The organism is Arenibacter aquaticus (genome assembly GCF_003957295.1).
GTDB classification, from domain to species: domain Bacteria; phylum Bacteroidota; class Bacteroidia; order Flavobacteriales; family Flavobacteriaceae; genus Arenibacter; species Arenibacter aquaticus.
Window position 1 is genome coordinate 502,165 of the sequence record NZ_RQPJ01000005.1, and the last position, 20,049, is coordinate 522,213.

The window sequence follows — 20,049 nt, forward strand, 5'->3', positions numbered from 1 at the left end:
GATCTTAGGGATTGGCTCCGCCCATCCCTACAAAGCTCCGCATAAGCTATACCCTCAAGAAGCAATTCCAAACAGAGCTGATCTTAGGGATTGGCTCCGCCCATCCCTACAAAGCTCCGCTTTGAAAACCACAAAAAGTTGTACTGCACTATACTCCAAAAAAGAAGCGAGCTTCATTTTTGAAGCTCGCTTGTACAACCACTTTTTTGTGGTTTATTCGTGACCACGGAGGGATTCAAACCCCCGACCGCTGGAGCCGAAATCCAGTGCTCTATTCAGCTGAGCTACGTGGCCGTAAGATGACCTATCAAGGTCAGCTAATATTTTCTAATTTGCCAATTTTGCCTTTACTATATTGGAAATGGTCTTGCCATCAGCCTGTCCGGCCAATTCTTTGGACACCATCCCCATAACTTTTCCCATATCCTTCATCCCAGAAGCCCCAACGGCATCAATGGTCTGTACCACCACCTTCTCTATCTCTTCTTCCGTTAATTGCTCTGGCAAGAACTTTTCTATAACTGCAACCTGGGCCAATTCCGGTTGGGCAAGATCATCACGGCCTTGCTCCTGATATATGGCAGCACTATCCTTGCGCTGTTTTACCAACTTTTGAACCAGCTTAACCTCATCTTCCTCGGACAATTCCTTTCCTGTACCTGTCTCGGTCTGTGCCAATAATAAAGCAGATTTTATGGCCCGTAACGACTCCAATGCAACGCTATCCTTAGCCCTCATTGCCGCCTTCATTTCTTCCATTACTCTTTGCTGTAAACCCATATCTCTATTTTAGCCCTGCGAAGATAAAAATAAACCCGAAAATATATGCTATTTTCGGGTCTAAACTTTATGATAAAAATTCCTAACAAGGATTAATCTACATTGTCATGCAAATAGGAGTTATTGGAACGCAGTTGAATATCATCATTGCCATCCTCACTAAGTGTAGTCCTGGAAATTTTGTTTTCCCTTGGGCTATCATTTAAATCTACCCCCTGTCTTTTATAGGCTGGCTGTTTTGAAATTTCATCCAGGTTGCTAAGGCTGTTCTGGAATTTATAATTAAAATCCTTCAACTTCCTACGGCGTTCATCGGCTCTTTCCTTTAAGAGCACTTCTATTGGTGTATTGATGGGGTCCTCTTCCTCTACCACCACTCTATTTGGCTTTTCTTCCTTATTTTCAACTGTCCTTTTCTCAAATACCAATTCGTCCTCAACAATGCGGGGATCAAACTCCTCTGCCTTGGACTTGGCACCGGTAAGTTTCTTTTCCAGATCCATATAATCATCCAGACTATATCGCTTTTCTCCATTCTTGTTGTATTCCAACACTGGTACCACCTCTACATGGTCTTTTACCTCCAGGTCCCGTACCTCTTCATCCAAATCAAAGGTGATGGTATTCTGAACCTCCTCTTCTTCTACCGGCTTTTTGGCCAGGGGCATATCAAAACTAAATTCAAATTGATCCTCTTCAGGGGCCTTGCTAGACACTACCTTAGGCTCTACCACCTCCATATCCTTAATTTCGTCCGAGGCATTTACTATGATGAAATCGTCCTTCACCTGATCCGCAACCACCTCCTCATAGAACACATTAAAGTTCTTTATGTAATTATTTGTAGGAATCAAATCCATTTCTGGCTCCTGTTTCGCCTGAGGGCTTTTGGCAGGTGTTGGTGCCGTTTCCTCTTCTTCTTCGACCAACTGGTGAACAACATTTTTAGGAGTCAAATTCTGCTCCGCACGCTGTTCATCTTCTAACGTATGAATGATTTTTTTGGATTCGGTATTTACAATATCATCCTGTTGATCTACATTAAAACCCGTGGCAATAACCGTAACTGCGATAGCCTCGCCCAGTCCCTCATCTTCACCGACCCCCATAATGATATTGGCACCAAAACCGGCCTCATTTTGGATATGGTCATTAATTTCACCTATTTCGTCTATGGTTATTTCCTGTGAACCAGAAACGATCAACAAAAGAACATTCTTGGCCCCGGTAATTTTATTATCATTGAGCAAGGGAGAGTCCAAGGCCTTCATAATAGCCTCATGTGCCCTAGAGGAACCAGAGGAAATTGCCGATCCCATTATGGCTGTCCCACTACTACTCAATACCGTTTTAGCGTCCCTTAAATCTATATTCTGTGTATAGTGATGTGTTATAACCTCTGCAATACCACGAGCTGCAGTGGCCAAAACTTCATCCGCTTTGGAAAAACCAGCTTTAAAACCCAAATTACCATACACTTCCCTTAATTTGTTATTATTGATAACAATTAAGGAATCTACATTTGCGCGTAATTTTTCAATTCCCAACTGAGCCTGTTGGCAACGCATTTTACCCTCAAACTGAAAAGGCATGGTAACGATCCCAACGGTAAGAACATCCATTTCCTTTGCCATTTTAGCAATAACGGGAGCAGCACCAGTACCTGTTCCCCCACCCATTCCAGCAGTAATAAATATCATTTTAGTAGTTGTATCGAGCATCTGCTTGATATCCTCCATACTTTCAATAGCCGCCTGTTCCCCAATTTCTGGATTGGCACCAGCACCCAACCCTTCGGTTAACGATACACCCAATTGAATCTTGTTGGGTACAGGACTGTTTTGCAGGGCTTGCGAATCGGTATTACAAATCACAAAATCCACCCCATTAATTCCGGCCTGGAACATGTGATTTATTGCGTTGCTACCTCCTCCGCCAACACCTATGACTTTAATGACATTACTTTGATTTTTGGGCAAATCAAAGGATATACTTTCAAATTCCGTGTTCTTGCTCATATTTTCTAATTTACTGGTTTACTATACTGTGTTCTTATTCTATAATCTATTCTGCGTTATCCAAAAAATCTTTCAACTTTTCGGACCACTTATCAAAAATAGATTTCCGTTCTTTTTTAAGGGCCGTTTGGGCTTGGGAACTGCCCTCCATCCCATAGCTATCTTGCCCACCTTCCTTTTCTACGGCGTCTTGGGGCACCTCCTTAATCTTTGGCTTGTTCTGTACGGCATTCATCAACAATCCTACCGCAGTTGCATATAAGGGACTGGCAATCTCCTCATCCGAATCACCGGCCAAATGTTCATTGGGATATCCTATCCTGGTATCCATTCCTGTGATGTACTCTACCAACTGCTTTAAATGCTTTAATTGGCTTCCTCCACCGGTAAGAACTATACCTGCTATTAACTTTTTCTTCTGCTCCTCATGTCCGTAGTTCTTGATCTCTACATACACCTGTTCTACAATTTCCACTACCCGCGCATGGATTATCTTGGAAAGATTTTTCAAGGTAATTTCCTTTGGTTCCCTTCCCCTTAAGCCAGGAATGGAAACTATTTCATTATCCTTGTTTTCTCCCGGCCATGCCGAACCAAATTTTATCTTTAAAAGCTCGGCCTGTTTTTCAATAATGGAGCATCCTTCTTTGATATCCTCGGTGATAACATTTCCTCCAAAAGGAATAACAGCTGTATGCCTTATAATACCGTCTTTGAAAATGGCCAGATCGGTTGTACCCCCTCCTATGTCAATCAGCGCCACACCGGCCTCTTTTTCCTCCTGGCTCAATACTGCATTCGCGGAAGCCAATGGTTCTAAGGTTATATTACCCAAATCCAAACCGGCACTCTTAATACATCTTCCCACATTACGTATTGAGGACACCTGTCCTACCACCACATGAAAGTTGGCCTCCAATCTACCACCGTACATTCCCATGGGCTGTTTAATCTCTCCTTGCCCATCTATTTTAAATTCCTGTGGCAATACATGAATAATCTCTTCACCTGGAAGCATCACTAGTTTGTACACCTGGTTACAAAGCTTATCTACATCGTCCTCGTTGATTACCTCTTCCGATTTAGCCCTGGTTATATAATCACTATGTTGCAAACTTCTTATATGCTGTCCTGCAATACCTACAACCACCGAACCTATCTTTAGTCCGGAATTGGCTTCTGCCTGTTCAACAGCCTGTTGAATAGACTTAATGGTTTGCGTAATATTATTTACCACACCACGATGCACACCTAAACTCTTGGACCTACCAATACCCAAAACCTCAATCTTACCATATTCATTTTCCTTACCAATGATGGCTACAATCTTGGTGGTCCCTATATCCAACCCAACCGAATAATTACCTTGTTCCATATCTTATATTTTGGTGCACACTACTTGGTTACTAAATTCTAAGCTCACTTTACTATAATCGTCCAACGTTTCGTCTTTATTTGCTTTGGTATAAAATGCTTTGAAATTGCTGAACTTTTTCTCCAATTCTTCCTTATTACCCAAGTCCACAACAAAGTTCTCCATCCTAAACTTTAATTGATATTTCTGATCATCGGTAACATGAACCCCTATGATATTCTTCCTTAAAAATTCGTCCGAATTTATATAAGTTAAAATCTCATGCACTTCCTTAATGGTTATTTTGGTTATTACTCCGGTAATAATTGGTACCCTTGCAGAATGATATTTGGAAAATGGCATGCGTTTTCCATCTTCATCAATATAAAACTTTGCACCTCCTTCTACTCTACCGATAGGTTTACGCTGCACAACTTTTGCCTCTAAGCCCCCGTCTACCGTGAGATAAACTTGGGCATTTTTCACCATTTCATTAGCTACTATAGCTTTTTCTATAGTATTCAAAACTATATCTTCTTTGGGCACGTTTTTAAGGTCGCCCAAATTTTGTATTAACAATTTATTAACCGCTTCATGGGTTACGTATAGATTTTGATCCCCTACGAACTTTATATCTATTTTTTCTATTCCTTTTTGCTTATTCCTGCTATTGGAAAATGCATAGAGTCCGGTCACCAAAAGCAACAGGCCGCCTAATTTTATGAAATTCCAATTCACCTTCATTTTTTTCCTTTTTCTACTATTATATACTTTATAAATTTCCTGTCATAATCCCTGGCCCCATGGCCCAACACCAGGTAAAGATTATTCCAATTCCTTTCTTATTTTCAACACTTCCAATCCTATATCTCCTGCACCCATGGTTATCAATACCTGAGGATCACAAGCCTTTATTTGTGGTATTAAGTCCGATTTATTGACCAGCTTTTTATAGGGACTTTCAACCTTATCCAACAACCACTGAGAACTCACTCCTTCTATGGGCTCTTCCCGTGCTGGATATATATCCAGCATCAACAGATTTGGAAAATTAGAGAGACTACGTGCAAAATCATCTACAAAATCCCTTGTCCTGGAATATAAATGTGGTTGAAATACTGCCAAAACACGTTTCCCAGGATGCATTTCCGATACAGCCTGATATGCCGCATCAATTTCCGTCGGATGGTGGGCATAATCGTCTATAAAGACAAAATCGTCCCTCCTCAATTGATAGGAAAAGCGCCGCTGCACCCCCTTGAAAGAGGCTAATGCCCCTGCCAAACTTTCTGGTGCAGAACCGGCCTGAACAGCCATGGCATAAGCTACCAATCCGTTTAACAAATTATGCCTTCCCGGTTTATGGAATCTCACCCCCTTTAAATTGGCTTCAGGCGACGCTATATCAAAAACATATGCACCTTGCTCCACTCTAACATTCTTTATACAGTAGTCAGCATCATCCTCAATACCATAGGTTATACCCTCTATAGGCAGACCTTTGCGCACAAACAGCTTTCCATTGGGCTTAATTCGTCCTGTGAACTCTTCAAAGGATCTATTGAGCTCCTCTCCAGATCCGTAAATATCCAAATGATCTGCATCCATTGAGGTAATGCAAGCCACATTGGGGGAGAGCCTAAGAAATGAGCGATCAAACTCATCGGCCTCCACCACGGAGTAGTTGGTTCCTTCCAATAAAAAATTGCTATTAAAATCCTCTGAAATACCTCCTAAAAATGCAGTTATCAGAGTCCCTGTCTCTCTTAACAAATGTGCCAAAATACAGGAAGTAGTGGTCTTACCATGGGTTCCCGCCACAGCAAAGCAGAAGGTATCCTCCGTTATAAGCCCCAAAACTTCAGAACGTTTTTTAATCTGAAATCCCTGATCCTTAAAATAATTATATTCCAAGTGACTAGAAGGTACCGCTGGGGTGTAAACCACCAAAGTGGTTTTAGGGTTCTTATACGCCTCCTCTATTAAATCTACATCATCCTCATTATGCACAGTAATCCCCACCGACTCCAACTCCCTTGTAAGTGGAGTTGGAGTCTTATCATAGCCAGACACCTTCTTGCCAATAAAATTAAAATATCGGGCAAGCGCAGACATACCTATACCTCCGATACCTATAAAATAGACGTTATGTATATCTTTACTATTCATTATTCAACAACTACCGCAATAAATTTTCTATTTCGTCCACAATTTCCTTTGTTGCATTGGGCAAGGCAAGCTTTTTAATATTGCTACCTAATTTTTCCTGCAAACTTTTGGTCAGCATCACATCAGAAAAAGACGATTCAAACTCGGTGTCCAAATCTGCTTCCCTTACCATGATAGCCGCCTCCTTTTCAACAAGGGCCATCGCATTTTTGGTTTGATGGTCTTCCGCCACATTGGGGGAAGGAATAAAAATCACAGGTTTTCCCACTATACACAATTCCGATACGGAACCTGCTCCTGCCCTTGAAATAATTATATCCGCGGCCCTATACGCCAAATCCATCCGATTTATAAAAGCAAATACCTTTACCTCTTCGTTTTCATATTTTTTGTACTCTTCATGATACAGTTTACCACATTGCCAGATTATCTGAATCCCAAACGTTTTAAAAAAGGACAATTTTTCCTCTAATAGTTCATTCACCCTTCTTGCCCCCAAGCTACCGCCCAAAACCAGCAGAGTAGGTTTATTTGGCTGCAGCCCAAAGAATTTTAAGGCACTTGCCTTATCACTGGTCAAGGCTACCAGATCTCCACGTACCGGATTGCCCGTTTTTACGATTTTTGATTCCGGAAAAAATTTCTCCATTCCGTCATAGGCCACACAAATTTTGGCAACCTTATTGGCCAAAAGCTTATTGGTTATCCCAGCGTAGGAGTTTTGCTCCTGCAGCACACAGGGAATCCCCTTCCTTGAAGCTACCTTCAACAAAGGCCCACTGGCAAACCCACCAGTACCCACTACTGCATGGGGCTTAAACCTTCTCACTATTTTTACCGATTTTATCAAGCTGCTGATTACCTTAAATGGAAACATTAAATTTTTCAGGGTCAGTTTTCGCTGCAATCCGCTTATCCATAGTCCCTCTATCCTATATCCAGCCTGGGGCACCTTCTCCATTTCCATTCTGTCCTTGGCCCCTACAAATAAAAATTCGGCATCAGGATACCTCTGCTTTAACTCATTGGCTATAGCAATGGCAGGGTAAATATGCCCCCCTGTTCCTCCTCCTGATAATATAAATCTATAACTGCCCACTTAACACTTCTAAAGGGTTATTTTCATCTATTTCCTCTGGTACTTCCTGCACTTTCTTATTACTTGCACTTAGGATTATCCCTATGGCCAAACAGGTCATCCAACTAGAGGTCCCTCCACTACTTATCAAAGGAAGGGTCTGTCCTGTTACCGGAAAAAGCTCTACGGCCACCGCCATATTTATCAAGGCCTGAAATACAATGGGCAGCCCTACGCCCAATACCAATAATTTTCCAAATATGGTTTCATTGCCATTGGCAACCACTACTATTCTAAAAAGCAACAGCAAATAGAAGAACATTAAAATAAAGCCTCCCAATAATCCGTATTCCTCTACTATTATGGCGTAGATAAAATCTGAGGAACTTTGTGGAAGGAAATTCTTCATAACACTTTTTCCCGCTCCATTACCTACAATTCCACCAGAAGCAATAGCAATCTTGGCCTTTTCAATTTGATAATCGGCCTCAGTATCTTCTGGGTTGGCAAAGCTTTCTATCCTACTCATCCAGGTATCTACCCGATTGGGAAACAAATCCGGTACTGCCTTGGCCGTTAAAATAAATAAGGTCAACCCTAACAGACCGGCACCTACTATCCCCAACAAATATTTAAAAGGGTAACCCCCTAAAAAGCAGAGCAGCAACACCATAGAGAATATTATACCTGCCGTTGAAAAGTTTGCCGGCAAGATTAAGATCACCACCAAAAACACCGGCAACCACAAGGGAAGGATACTCTCCTTGAAGGTAATGGTCTTATCCTTGATCTTGGTCAGATACCTCGCCACATATATCATTAATACGACCGAGGCTAGGTTAGAGGTCTGAAAAGTAAACCCAACAATAGGAATTCTGATCCATCTACTGGCATTGGCACCATCTATAACCTGCCCTTGAGCCAAGGTATAAAGCAACAAAAGCAACACCACAGGCATTGCTATCAAGGACAATCCCTTAAAGAAGTGGGTAGGGATACGGTGCACCCCGTAAATAATTCCAAACCCCATGAGCAGTAATATGGCATGCTTAAGAAGATAGCCAATGGTAGTCCCGTTACCCACCACGTACACCAGGTTACTACTTGCACTATAAACAGGCAAAAAGGAGAACAATGCCAAAAGGGCAACCACTGCCCAAATAGCCTTATCTCCATTTATTTTGTTTAAAAATCCAAACACAGATTATAATTTTTTTATTGCTGCCTTAAATTGATTTCCTCTATCCATGTAATTCTCAAACAGGTCAAAACTGGCACAAGCCGGAGACAACAATACAGTATCTCCCCGTTCTGCAATCTTATAGGCTACCTTCACTGCCTGGTCCATGGCAAATGTTTCCACCATTAGATCTACCACATTACCAAAAGCATCTATAATCTTTGAATTATCCTTGCCCAAACAAATAATAGCCTTCACTTTCTCACGTACCAAAGGCATCAACTCCCTATAGTCATTCCCTTTGTCCACGCCCCCTACGATCCAAACTGTTGGCGTTTTCATACTGTCCAAGGCGTAATAGGTAGCGTTAACATTGGTAGCCTTGGAATCGTTCACATATTGAACATGATGTATTTTCAACACCTTTTCCAACCTGTGTTCCGCACCTTGAAAACTCTCTATACTTCTCCGTATAGTTTCTTTTCTAATACTGATCAATTTGGCCGCAGTGGTAGCCGCCATAGTATTTTTCACATTGTGTTTACCTTCCAAAGCCAAAGCATCTCTACTCATTTCCGTAGTGTTATTTTCTATTTTAATAATAATTTTATCGTCTTCTATAAATGCCCCTTCTTCCAATTTCCTTTCTAACGAAAAGGGCAGTAATTTTGATCTCACAGGGTTCTTCTTCAACCAGTCAACAATTACTTCATCATCTGCGTCATATATTAAATAATCATCCTTGGTCTGATTCATTGCAATCCTAAACTTGGACGCTATATACTTGTCAAATTCGTAATCATATCTATCCAGATGGTCCGGAGTAATATTCGTTAGCACGGCTATGTGCGGTTTAAAGTCCACTATGCCATCCAACTGAAAACTACTTATCTCCAGCACGTAGTAATCATGATCCCTTTCTGCCACCATTTTGGCGTAACTATCACCAATATTCCCTGCTATCCCCACCCCTAAGCCAGCCTCTTTAAAAATGTGGCCGGTTAGCATGGTAGTGGTTGTTTTTCCGTTGCTACCGGTTATCCCAATAATTATAGCCTTGGTATAACGCGAAGCAAATTCAATTTCCGAAATAACGGGCACTCCAGTCTCTTTCAAGGTTACCACCAAAGGAACCGAATCCGGGATTCCTGGACTTTTCATTACCACATCCGCATTTAAAATCTTATCCTCGGTATGTTGCAACTCCTCCCACTCTATCTTATAATGTTTAAGAACTTCTTTATATTCTTCCTTTACAGGGCCTTTGTCACTTACAAAAACCTGAAAACCTTCCTTTATACCCAAAATGGCAGTACCTACGCCACTTTCACCTCCACCGAGAACCACCAAACGCTTCATACTATCTCACCTTTAAGGTTACGATTGTAATCACGGCCAATAGTATTCCTACCACCCAAAACCTGGTTACTATCTTACTCTCGTGATACCCTTTTTTCTGGTAATGGTGATGCAAGGGGGCCATTAAGAAAATTCGTTTTCCCTCTCCAAACCTCTTCTTGCTATATTTAAAGTAACCAACCTGCAACATTACAGAGATGGACTCCGCAAAAAAGATTCCGCATAAAACCGGAATCAACAATTCCTTTCTAATGATAATTGCAATTACAGCAATGATCCCTCCTATGGTCAGGCTTCCCGTATCGCCCATAAAGACTGTTGCGGGATAAGCATTATACCAGAGAAAACCTACCAAGGCACCTACAAATGCAGCAATAAAGACCACCACTTCACCTACCCTGGGAATAAACATGATATCCAAGTAATCGGAAAAAATAATATTCCCGGAAACAAGGGTGAAAATCCCAAGGGTAAACACTATGATTGCCGAAGTCCCTGCGGCCAATCCGTCTATACCATCTGTAAGGTTGGCCCCATTGGAAACTGCCGTTACAATTATTATGATGATCGGAATAAACACCAACCAGGCATAATTTTCCATTCCATCTCCCATCCAACTTATAAATCGGGCGTAATCCAACTCATTATTTTTAATAAATGGCAGAGTGGTCATGGTAGACTTAATTTCTTTCCCAGGAACCTCCTCAAGGGTATAACTCTGGGTAATCACGGTTTTTCCGTGCTCCTTCATGGTAACATCAGGGTGAAAATACAGCACCGCCCCCACCATTAGGCCAAGTACTACCTGTCCCATTACCTTAAATCGGCCCTTTAGTCCCTCCTTGTCCTTTTTAAATATTTTTATATAATCATCCACAAAACCTATAATCCCCATCCAAATGGTAGTAACGATCAAAAGAATGATATAAATATTATCCAGGAAGCGGGCAAACAACAATACTGGAATCATTGTAGACAGTATAATGATCAAACCGCCCATGGTTGGGGTTCCTGCCTTCTGCGATTGCCCTTCCAGGCCAAGATCCCTTACGGTTTCCCCTATTTGTTGGCGCTGAAGGAAGAGTATTATCCGCTTTCCATAGACCGTAGCCAAGAGAAGTGATAACATCACCGCCAGAGCTGCCCTAAACGTAATAAACTGAAAAAGCCCCGCCCCTGGCAGTTGGTATTGATTTTCCAAATATTCGAATAGGTAGTAAAACATTCCTGGTTTTTTGTGTTTATCGTTTTTTTTAATCTGCTATTGGCATTAGAACTATTTTCCCAAGCTCTCCAACAGCTCCTTCACCATTTTATAATCATCAAAATCCTCTCGTATCCCTTTAGTCTCCTGATAGGTTTCATGACCTTTCCCTGCTACTAAAATGATATCCTTGGCCGCAGCCAATTGGCAGGCCGTTTTAATGGCCTGTTTCCTATTTTCTATGGACAAAATTTTCTGAACATGCTGAGGCTCCACACCGGCCTCCATCTCCTCCATAATTACCGTGGGCGACTCGGACCTAGGGTTATCCGAGGTGAAAATAACTTTATTGCTTAAGGAGGATGCGATATGACCCATAACCGGACGCTTAGACTTGTCTCTGTCACCACCACACCCCACGACGGTGATGACGTTTTCATTTCCAGTCCTCAATGTACCGATAGTTTCAAGTACATTTTTCAAGGCATCCGGTGTATGGGCATAATCAACAATAGCTGTAATATTTTCTTTTGATATATAATATTGAAACCTTCCGTCCACATTTTCCAATTCACTTAGAAGACGTAAGGTTTCCAGTTTTTCCAATCCCAGCAAATCAGCCGCCCCAAAAATGGCCAACATATTATATGCATTAAAATCCCCGATCAACTTGGACCACACCTCATTGTCATCAATTTTCAACAACTGTCCGTTAAACTGTTTTTCTAGAATTTGCCCCCTGTAATCCGCATAGGACTTCAGGGCATAGGTATATTTCCTCGCCTTGGTATTTTGCAGCATCACCAAGCCGTTTTTATCGTCCACATTAGTCAGCGCAAAGGCCCGTTTAGAAAGTGCATCGAACAATATCTTCTTGGTATCCCTGTACTCTGCAAAAGTTTTATGGTAATCCAAATGGTCATGGGAAAGATTCGTAAAAATAGCCCCTTCAAAGGTTAGACCTTCGGTTCTTTTCTGGCTAATACCATGCGAACTCACTTCCATAAAGCAGTACTCCACTCCTGCTTCGCTCATCAACCCCAAATATTTATTAATAGTCAGTGCATCTGGGGTGGTATGCGTAGTAGCGTACTCCACTTTATCCACCATTATTTTAATAGTAGAAATGAGCCCCACCTTGTACCCAGCCTTCGTAAACAGCTGATACAACAAACTACTTATCGTTGTCTTTCCATTGGTCCCTGTAATACCCACCAATTTTAAATTCTTCGAGGGGTTATCATAGAAATTGGAAGCCATAATAGCCAAGGCACTATTTGCGTTATCTACCGCCACATAGGTTACCTCATCCTCCATTTGCCGTGGTAACTCCTCACATATTACAGCCCTGGCACCCGAAGCTACCGTCTGTTCTATAAATTGATGGCCATCTGCAACCAGCCCTTTAATGGCCACAAAAACATCGTCTGTCCCCACCTTTCTGGAATCGAAACAGATATTGTTCACCATCACCGAAGTAGTTCCACTTACCGCCGATAGGCTAACCCCGTACAATATGTCTTTTAGCGACTTCATGATAGCTCCAATACTATTTTATTTACCTTTTTTAAATCAGTTCCCTTGGAAATAGATTGTTTCCTAACTTTTCCGTTGCCCTTTACCTCTACCTCTATTCCTAAATTTTCCAAGATAGAAATGGCATCCATACCACTCATACCTTCCACATTGGGCACCTGTTTATATTTTTTATTGGCATCCGCATAATAACGCTGATATGCCTCATCCAACTCTTTACTGTCCACCTCATCCACATCCACTTCATCTATCTTGGGAGAACTGGCATAAATCTTTTGCGCCACGGACTTAAACACCGGCCCCGACACATCGGCCCCGTAATACCCCACACTTTTATCTGGCTCATGTATTACGACGATACAGGAATATTTAGGATTTTCAGCTGGGAAGTATCCCGCAAAAGTTGATATATACTTCATCACCTCAGGATCTTTGGAAACGTAATTTTTTTGGGTAGTCCCCGTTTTACCTGCCATGGAGAAGTTGGGAGAATACAAGCGATGGCCAGTTCCATGCTTCTTTTCCACCACATTCTTCAACAGCTGTTTTGCCTTGGCTGCAGTTTCCTTGGAACATATGGATGGGTTTATTACCTCCTTTTCAAATTTTATGATAGTCTTATCCCACTCCTTAACCTCTTTTATCAACCTTGGCCTTAACATTTCACCGTCATTGGCAATGGCATTGTAAAACGTTAAGGTCTGCAAAGGGGTTAATGAGACCTCGTACCCGTAGGACATCCACGCTAGGGAAACCCCAGACCAACCCTTATCCCCTGGATAGCGAATTACCGGTTTCCCCTCTCCTTTTATAGGCAGCCCCAGCTCTCTATGCAATCCCATATTCATTAAGCGGTTCACAAATTTTTCTGGCTTATCCTTATAATTGGTGTTTATAATCTTAGCAAAGGCCGTATTGGAAGAAACCTCGAATGCCTTGGCGGCTGTAATTTTACCATAGCCCCCATATTTAGAATCCCTTACTGTCCTATTGTATACCTTATAAGTACCCTTTTCCGTATCCACTACGGTACTGGTATCTATAACCTTATCTTCCAAGGCCACCACCATGGACATAAGCTTAAAGGTAGAACCCGGTTCATGTGACTCCCCAATGGCATAATTTAACCTTTCGTAATATTTGCCCCCCGTGGTTCTCCCTAAATTGGAAATTGCCTTTACCTCTCCGGTCTTGGTCTCCATCACAATTACACAACCGTGTTCTGCATTGTATTTTTCCAACTGCCGCAATAAGGCATGATGGGCTATATCCTGAATATTGATATCAATGGTAGATACCACATCATAGCCATCTTTAGGCTCAACTATATTATCCCATCCTATGGGCTTCCACTGACCTTTAGCTATTTTTTGCTTCAGCCTCTTTCCTTCAACCCCTCTCAAATATTCCCCGAAGGCCCCTTCCAGACCAACCCTGGTATAGTACCCATTCTCATCTACCCTTTCATAACCTACACTGCGCTCTGCAATTTTCCCTAAGGGATGCTCACGTACAATCTTTTGCTCAATAATTAAACCTCCCTTGTAGGGACCTTTATTAAAAAGAGGAAATTGTTTTACTGCTATATAATCGGAATAATCCAAATTACGTGCCACCAAGGCATATCTATTCTTATTTACCTTTGCCTTTCTCAATAATTGCTGATAATGGGAAGTTGTCTTCCCAAATAATTTCGCCAAGGAATCGGACAGAGCCTTTACATTTTCCTCAAAATCCTTGTTGGAAACCGTTTCCGCATCAAAGCGAATAGTATAGCGCGAAACCGAAGTAGCCAACAAACTTCCATCATCAGAATACAAATTGCCCCTCTTGGGGGCTATGGTAAACATCTTCTCTGTGCGGGCCATGGCCAGCTTCCGGTACTTATCCCCTTCAACCAGCTGTATGCTCACCAGCTTAACCAACACGGCCATCGCAAACAGGAATAGAAATCCCGCCACAACGTACAACCTGGTCAATATGTTTTTCTCTGTTATTGGCACTATTACCTTACTTGTTTTTAACCTTTATTTTTTTTGGTGGTGTTTCTGACGGAAACAAGCCTTCTTTTTCCACAATACCCATTACAGTAGACTCCAACCTCAATTCCTGCATATCGGAACGCATATCCACAAACTCACTCCTCAACTCCCTTACCTCCTCGTCCAGGGCAGCTATTCTATGCACCTTGCCATCGGCACTGTGCGAACTGGCTATCATTACCGTAGCCAAAAAGGACACATAAATGATAAACATCCAATTCTTGGGGGCTCCACCACTAACCAAAAACTTCCCTCTTAGTATGTTCAACAATCCCTTTCTCATAACCATCACAAAAAAAACCTACCTTATATATACACTTATAAAATATTAAACAGCTTTCGCTCTAAATCCGCTCCGCTATCCTTAATTTGGCACTTCTAGCCCTATTATTGATCTTTATCTCTTCCTTTGAAGGAACAATCAAGCCCCCTACCTTCTTTAAAGGCACCTCTATGTTACCATAAAAATCCTTTTCCGGCTCCCCTTCAAACTGCCCTGCTCTTATAAACCGCTTCACCAATCTATCTTCCAAGGAATGATAACTTATCACACTCAATCTCCCTCCTACATCCAACAACTCCGGCACCTGCTCCAAGAACTCCCTGATCACCTGTATCTCTTGGTTCACCTCTATCCGTATGGCTTGATAAATCTGCGCCAATATCTTATGCTCCCTATGCTTTGGAAGAAAACTCCCCAAAACCTCTTTTAATTGATCTGTGGTCTTTATAGGTCCAGCAGTCCTATGCGCTATAATAGCATTGGCCATGGCATTGGCGTTGCGCAAATCGCCATACTGAAACAACACCCGTCTTAAGGCATCATAATCATATTCATTAACCACATCAAAGGCAGAGATCGCATTTTTTTTGCTCATCCTCATATCCAGATCAGCATCGAACCGAGTAGAAAATCCTCGTTCCGCCTGATCGAATTGATGGGACGACACACCAAAATCGGCCAAAATCCCATCTACCTTCTTAATGCCATAGAACTTTAAAAACTGCTTTATATATCTAAAATTCTCATTGATCAACTGAAAGCGATCATCCTCAATTACATTTTGTAGCGCATCCTCATCCTGATCAAAAGCCAACAACCTACCATCATCCCCCAACCGCTTCATAATCTCCCGGGAGTGGCCACCACCACCAAAGGTCACATCCACATAAATGCCATCTGGCCTAATATTGAGCCCATCAACAGACTCCTTCAACAATACCGGATTATGATAACTCATCTTCGTCACCCCCCATTACTTCTTCTGCCAAGCTCGCAAAGTCCTCGGCCGTTTCTTCCAATACTTTTTCGTAATTCCCTTTGTCCCAAATCTCTACAATATTTATAGCCGAACTCAAGACAACCTCCTTGGCAATCCCCGCTACTTCCACCAAATTTTTTGGAATCAACAATCGTCCCGTGGCATCTATTTCTACTACCTTTACACCAGCGGAAAACCTTCTTATGAAATCGTTGTTTTTCTTCTTAAACCGGTTCTTTTTGTTCATTTTCTGCATCAACAAATTCCACTCTGCCATGGGATACAGTTCCAAACACGGCTGAAAAACAGATCGCTTTATTACAAAGCCTTCATTGATCACCGGGGACATTTGATTCTTAAGCGCCACAGGAAGCATTACCCTTCCTTTGCTATCAGCCTTACAATCATATGTTCCAATGAAATTTATCACTTAAAGTAGCTGGTTTTTAATTTGATAACTCAAAGATATAGAAATTATTACCACAATTTACCACAAAATACCACTTTGTTAATAAATTCCACACTTTATCGACCAAATACACCAATGACAACCTTAAAAAGAGTTTCTCATTCAGGGCCAAAAAAATTTTTTATATAAAAAAAATAATTTAAATATTAGGGTTCCGAAAACTTGATTATACTTGTATAATAATGAAATGCCTATATTTGCCAACTAAGAATACAAGCAATCCTTAATGGAAAAAAAGATAATTAGCGAGGGGAAATTCCGATATATTGAAATTGGTGAGGGAACACCCATTATCATATTGCACGGTCTTATGGGAGGATTGAGCAATTTCCGGGGTGTCATGGAACATTTCCCGCCTAAGGGCTACAAAGTATTGGTCCCCGAACTTCCTATTTACGATATGCCCCTGCTAAAAACCAACGTTAAGAGCTTTGCCACTTTCCTAGAGCAGTTTATAGAGCACAAGGGTCTTAAAGATGTAATTCTTTTAGGAAATTCCTTAGGCGGTCACATAGGTCTATTACACACCAAACTTTACCCAAAAATGGTTAAGGCACTGGTTATAACCGGCAGTTCCGGACTATATGAAAGCGCCATGGGCGACGGCTACCCCAAAAGGGGCGATTATGAGTTTATAAAGAAAAAGGCCCAAGATGTTTTTCACGATCCAGAGGTAGCTACCAAAGAAATTGTTGACGAAGTTTTTGCGACGGTGAACGATAGGATGAAATTGGTAAAAACCTTGTCCATTGCCAAGAGTGCCATAAGACACAATATGTCCAAGGATTTACCACATATGTTGACTCCCACATGCATCATATGGGGCAAAAACGATACGGTCACCCCTCCCAATGTAGCCAAAGAGTTCCACGAACTCCTTCCCGATTCCGATTTATTTTGGATAGACAAATGTGGCCATGCTCCTATGATGGAGCATCCGGAGGAGTTTAATAAGGTCCTTGACGCTTGGTTGCAGAAGCGTAATTTTTAATTATTAGTCAGAAGCAATAAAACGTTTATTTCGCCTTATGAAAATAAAGTCGGCCAACTTTGTTATGAGCAACTCCAATGTGGCAAAATGCCCAAAGGAACTCCTGCCCGAATATGCCTTTATTGGGCGCTCCAATGTAGGAAAATCTTCATTGATCAATATGCTTACCCAACGGAAAAGTCTGGCCAAAACCTCGGGCAGACCAGGTAAAACTCAGTTAATAAACCACTTTAAAATAAACGAAAATTGGTTCTTGGTAGATTTACCGGGCTACGGCTATGCCCGTGTATCCAAAAAAGACAAAAAGACCTTTCAGAAATATATCACTGACTACTTTCTGGAACGTCAACAACTGGTATGCGCCTTTGTTTTGGTCGATATTAGGCACGAACCACAAAAGGTAGATCTGGAATTTATGGAATGGATGGGCGAAAACCAGATACCCTTCTGTCTTATTTTCACCAAAGCAGACAAATTAAAGCCCAAAGCCATAGAAAACCACGTAAACACATACCTTAAAGCCTTATTGGAAGGCGTTTGGGAAGAAGCTCCCAAATATTTTGTAACCTCCTCCTCCAACGGACTGGGCAAAGAAGAATTACTGGCGTTTATTGAGGACATCAATATCAACTACTTTAAAGAAATAAAGTAGCAGCATCTTACCCATTTTATTTAAGTTAAACAGTTGGACCGCCTTCTGCCGTGATGACTTGGTATTTTTGACGTATGGCCAGAATAAGATCTTCCTGACCCTGCATTTGGACTATCTCATCCCTATCCAAAAAACTGAACAATGCACCATTCATAGACACAAAGACCTTGGGCCATTTGTTTTGGCTTGCTATATAATCCGGGTATTTCTTGGAAAACTCGTCACTATGCAAGAATTCCATGGAAACACCCCAGGATCTCCTAAAGTCTTTCCATTTCCTATTTTCGCCCATCACCCCATGGGTAATGGCACATAACCCACAATCATAGGTTTTGGGACTTAACATTTTATGGGCACTGTCCAACAAGGCATTGGCAATGCCAGACTGGGCATTGTACACAAATACCAAACCTTCTACCACTGTATTATCCAATAGTCCGTTTGTAAGTTCTACCCTATTTTAGTCGGAACCCTTGGCAAAACTAAACAAAAAGGGGTACAATAGTTTTCTTAGCCCCCGCCTATCGCTAAATTTAGGACTATTTCTTCAACTCCAGTTTTTCTGCAAAATAATCGCAAAAATCCTTCATGGTTGCCGTCATTTTTTCATCTTGCGTAGCCTTCATAAAAGTATCCGACAAGGACACCAAGGTCTGATGAAAGAACACCTTCATCTCATCTACGGGCATATCCTTGGTCCATAAATCGATTTTTAAGGACTCCTGATTCTTGCTGTCCCAAACAGACAATAACATTGCCTTGGCCTCTTCATTGTTTATACCTCCGTCTTGGGCTGACCATGAAAGCTCCTCTGGAACCCTATTTTCATCCAATCCAACCTTTAACGTAATTTCCGATGTATGCACTTTTGCCATAATTTCACTTTTTGATAATTTGTGACCTCTTAGAACTTCTTTGGTTTATATTTAGATTTCTTAAACAACTCCCCCCCAGGCACGGTCAACATTTCCTGCAAAGTAATCTTATTGTTTTCCATAAAGGCCTTAACTATGCGATAGCCCATATACCTCCCAATTTTTCCCGGCGATTCATTGTCCAATTCCAACTCAAATTTAGAAAAGGGGGCAGGATCCAAAAACCGCGGTCCCAATTTACTGTTGGTACTATAAAGCAGTTCCCTTTCTATAAAATACCGCCATATCTGTTCTTCATTGGCAACTGCCCAATCCAATTTTTCCGGAAGATAGCCCAAAATGGTAGCTTCCTCTTTTAAGGGCATTAAACGCTCCATGAGATACAATTCCTTACCGTAATAAACAAGTTGGGACAGGAAGGTACGATCTCTGGGCGAAGGAACCACCCTTTTAGCAAAGGCACTTGCCACATCCCGGGTCAAATACCGTGGATCCAGGTCGTTGGCAATATATTTTGAAATACCCTGATAGAATTTATGCGAAGCCCCCAAGTAATTATCCAGACCTATGAGCAGCAAACTATCAGTTAGGATAACCCTATTATTATAGTCCACATCGGTGGTAACCGTAACCACCTTAGGCACTTTATAGTTGGGAAAATAATATTTAATGTGTTTAAACAACAATTCCAGATCTTCCTCTTCCGTTTCAAAGCTGGGAAAAGATTTTTCAACCTCATTAAACACCTCTATCTGTAGGCTATCCTGCAGTTTGGCCACCCAGACACTATCTGCATAACTGGCCGGAAAAAGATAGGGATACGCCTTCTTTAAGACAGGGATATTCAATGGCTGTGCCCCTGCAAATTCACGATCAAACCTGGCAACTTCCAGATCTACCCCTATTTTGGCCACCTCTTCGGCCACCTTACCGGTGCGGGCACAACTACATAATGTAACAATCGGAAGAAAAATCAGGAAAAAGGCCTTGTACATTCTAAAGTAATTCTATTATTGTTTTAAATTTTAACTTGTAGGCTTTATTTTTACCATGCAAAGTTAAGTTTTTAAACCATATAAA

At 41.5% G+C, this 20,049-nt stretch carries 19 protein-coding genes and 1 tRNA gene; 2 read left to right on the forward strand and 18 right to left on the reverse strand.

What is annotated here, in order from left to right:
• Positions 1-220: 220 nt before the first annotated feature.
• The 15 genes from EHW67_RS11475 to mraZ form a co-directional block, all read right to left on the reverse strand.
• Positions 221-294: transfer RNA gene (locus tag EHW67_RS11475), tRNA-Arg, on the reverse strand.
• A 33-nt stretch (positions 295-327) separates the two neighbouring features.
• Positions 328-780 (reverse strand): GatB/YqeY domain-containing protein, encoded by a 453-nt coding sequence (locus EHW67_RS11480; protein WP_126162509.1) that lies wholly within the window; start codon positions 778-780, stop codon positions 328-330.
• 92 nt (positions 781-872) lie between these two features.
• On the reverse strand, positions 873-2,798 hold the full coding sequence (gene ftsZ, locus EHW67_RS11485) for a cell division protein FtsZ (protein WP_126162510.1): 1,926 nt from the start codon (positions 2,796-2,798) through the stop codon (positions 873-875).
• 46 nt (positions 2,799-2,844) lie between these two features.
• On the reverse strand, positions 2,845-4,173 hold the full coding sequence (ftsA, locus tag EHW67_RS11490; RefSeq protein WP_126162511.1) for a cell division protein FtsA: 1,329 nt from the start codon (positions 4,171-4,173) through the stop codon (positions 2,845-2,847).
• A gap of 3 nt (positions 4,174-4,176) precedes the next feature.
• Positions 4,177-4,896, reverse strand: a complete 720-nt coding sequence (locus EHW67_RS11495) for a cell division protein FtsQ/DivIB (protein WP_126162512.1) — start codon at positions 4,894-4,896, stop codon at positions 4,177-4,179.
• 81 nt (positions 4,897-4,977) lie between these two features.
• Positions 4,978-6,321 (reverse strand): UDP-N-acetylmuramate--L-alanine ligase, encoded by a 1,344-nt coding sequence (murC, locus tag EHW67_RS11500; RefSeq protein WP_126162513.1) that lies wholly within the window; start codon positions 6,319-6,321, stop codon positions 4,978-4,980.
• A 10-nt stretch (positions 6,322-6,331) separates the two neighbouring features.
• Positions 6,332-7,420, reverse strand: coding sequence for an undecaprenyldiphospho-muramoylpentapeptide beta-N-acetylglucosaminyltransferase (gene murG / locus EHW67_RS11505; RefSeq protein ID WP_126162514.1), 1,089 nt, complete (start codon positions 7,418-7,420; stop codon positions 6,332-6,334).
• Entirely contained in the window at positions 7,407-8,600 is a 1,194-nt protein-coding gene (locus EHW67_RS11510; protein WP_126162515.1) for an FtsW/RodA/SpoVE family cell cycle protein, read from the reverse strand. Before EHW67_RS11510 ends, murG begins: the two co-directional genes overlap by 14 nt.
• 3 nt (positions 8,601-8,603) lie before the next feature.
• Positions 8,604-9,938 (reverse strand): UDP-N-acetylmuramoyl-L-alanine--D-glutamate ligase, encoded by a 1,335-nt coding sequence (murD, locus tag EHW67_RS11515; RefSeq protein WP_126162516.1) that lies wholly within the window; start codon positions 9,936-9,938, stop codon positions 8,604-8,606.
• Position 9,939: 1 nt separating this feature from the next.
• A complete protein-coding gene (gene mraY / locus EHW67_RS11520; RefSeq protein WP_126162517.1) occupies positions 9,940-11,163 on the reverse strand; it encodes a phospho-N-acetylmuramoyl-pentapeptide-transferase in 1,224 nt (407 codons plus the stop codon).
• 51 nt (positions 11,164-11,214) lie between these two features.
• Positions 11,215-12,678: a UDP-N-acetylmuramoyl-L-alanyl-D-glutamate--2,6-diaminopimelate ligase gene (locus EHW67_RS11525; RefSeq protein WP_126162518.1), complete on the reverse strand. Its 1,464-nt coding sequence runs from the start codon at positions 12,676-12,678 to the stop codon at positions 11,215-11,217.
• Positions 12,675-14,681, reverse strand: a complete 2,007-nt coding sequence (locus tag EHW67_RS11530; protein ID WP_126162519.1) for a penicillin-binding protein — start codon at positions 14,679-14,681, stop codon at positions 12,675-12,677. Before EHW67_RS11530 ends, EHW67_RS11525 begins: the two co-directional genes overlap by 4 nt.
• Before the next feature lie 7 nt (positions 14,682-14,688).
• Positions 14,689-15,003 (reverse strand): FtsL-like putative cell division protein, encoded by a 315-nt coding sequence (locus tag EHW67_RS11535; RefSeq protein WP_126162520.1) that lies wholly within the window; start codon positions 15,001-15,003, stop codon positions 14,689-14,691.
• Between the two features lie 61 nt (positions 15,004-15,064).
• Positions 15,065-15,961 carry a 16S rRNA (cytosine(1402)-N(4))-methyltransferase RsmH gene (rsmH, locus tag EHW67_RS11540; protein WP_126162521.1) on the reverse strand — a complete coding sequence of 299 codons (897 nt, stop codon included), beginning with the start codon at positions 15,959-15,961 and terminating at the stop codon, positions 15,065-15,067.
• Positions 15,948-16,412, reverse strand: a complete 465-nt coding sequence (gene mraZ, locus EHW67_RS11545) for a division/cell wall cluster transcriptional repressor MraZ (RefSeq protein ID WP_126162522.1) — start codon at positions 16,410-16,412, stop codon at positions 15,948-15,950. Before mraZ ends, rsmH begins: the two co-directional genes overlap by 14 nt.
• Positions 16,413-16,677: 265 nt before the next feature.
• On the opposite strand from mraZ, the gene EHW67_RS11550 reads away from it, so the two are divergent.
• Both EHW67_RS11550 and yihA read left to right on the forward strand, forming a co-directional pair.
• A complete protein-coding gene (locus EHW67_RS11550) occupies positions 16,678-17,442 on the forward strand; it encodes an alpha/beta fold hydrolase (protein ID WP_126162523.1) in 765 nt (254 codons plus the stop codon).
• A 37-nt stretch (positions 17,443-17,479) separates the two neighbouring features.
• Positions 17,480-18,094 (forward strand): ribosome biogenesis GTP-binding protein YihA/YsxC, encoded by a 615-nt coding sequence (yihA, locus tag EHW67_RS11555; protein WP_126162524.1) that lies wholly within the window; start codon positions 17,480-17,482, stop codon positions 18,092-18,094.
• A 25-nt stretch (positions 18,095-18,119) separates the two neighbouring features.
• On the opposite strand, the gene EHW67_RS11560 is transcribed toward yihA, so the two are convergent.
• From EHW67_RS11560 to gldB, 3 genes are all read right to left on the reverse strand, one after another.
• Positions 18,120-18,527, reverse strand: a complete 408-nt coding sequence (locus EHW67_RS11560; protein ID WP_126162525.1) for a GTPase — start codon at positions 18,525-18,527, stop codon at positions 18,120-18,122.
• A gap of 106 nt (positions 18,528-18,633) precedes the next feature.
• Positions 18,634-18,969 carry a gliding motility protein GldC gene (gene gldC, locus EHW67_RS11565; protein WP_126162526.1) on the reverse strand — a complete coding sequence of 112 codons (336 nt, stop codon included), beginning with the start codon at positions 18,967-18,969 and terminating at the stop codon, positions 18,634-18,636.
• 29 nt (positions 18,970-18,998) lie between these two features.
• Positions 18,999-19,964, reverse strand: coding sequence for a gliding motility lipoprotein GldB (gene gldB / locus EHW67_RS11570; protein ID WP_126162527.1), 966 nt, complete (start codon positions 19,962-19,964; stop codon positions 18,999-19,001).
• Positions 19,965-20,049: the final 85 nt, after the last annotated feature.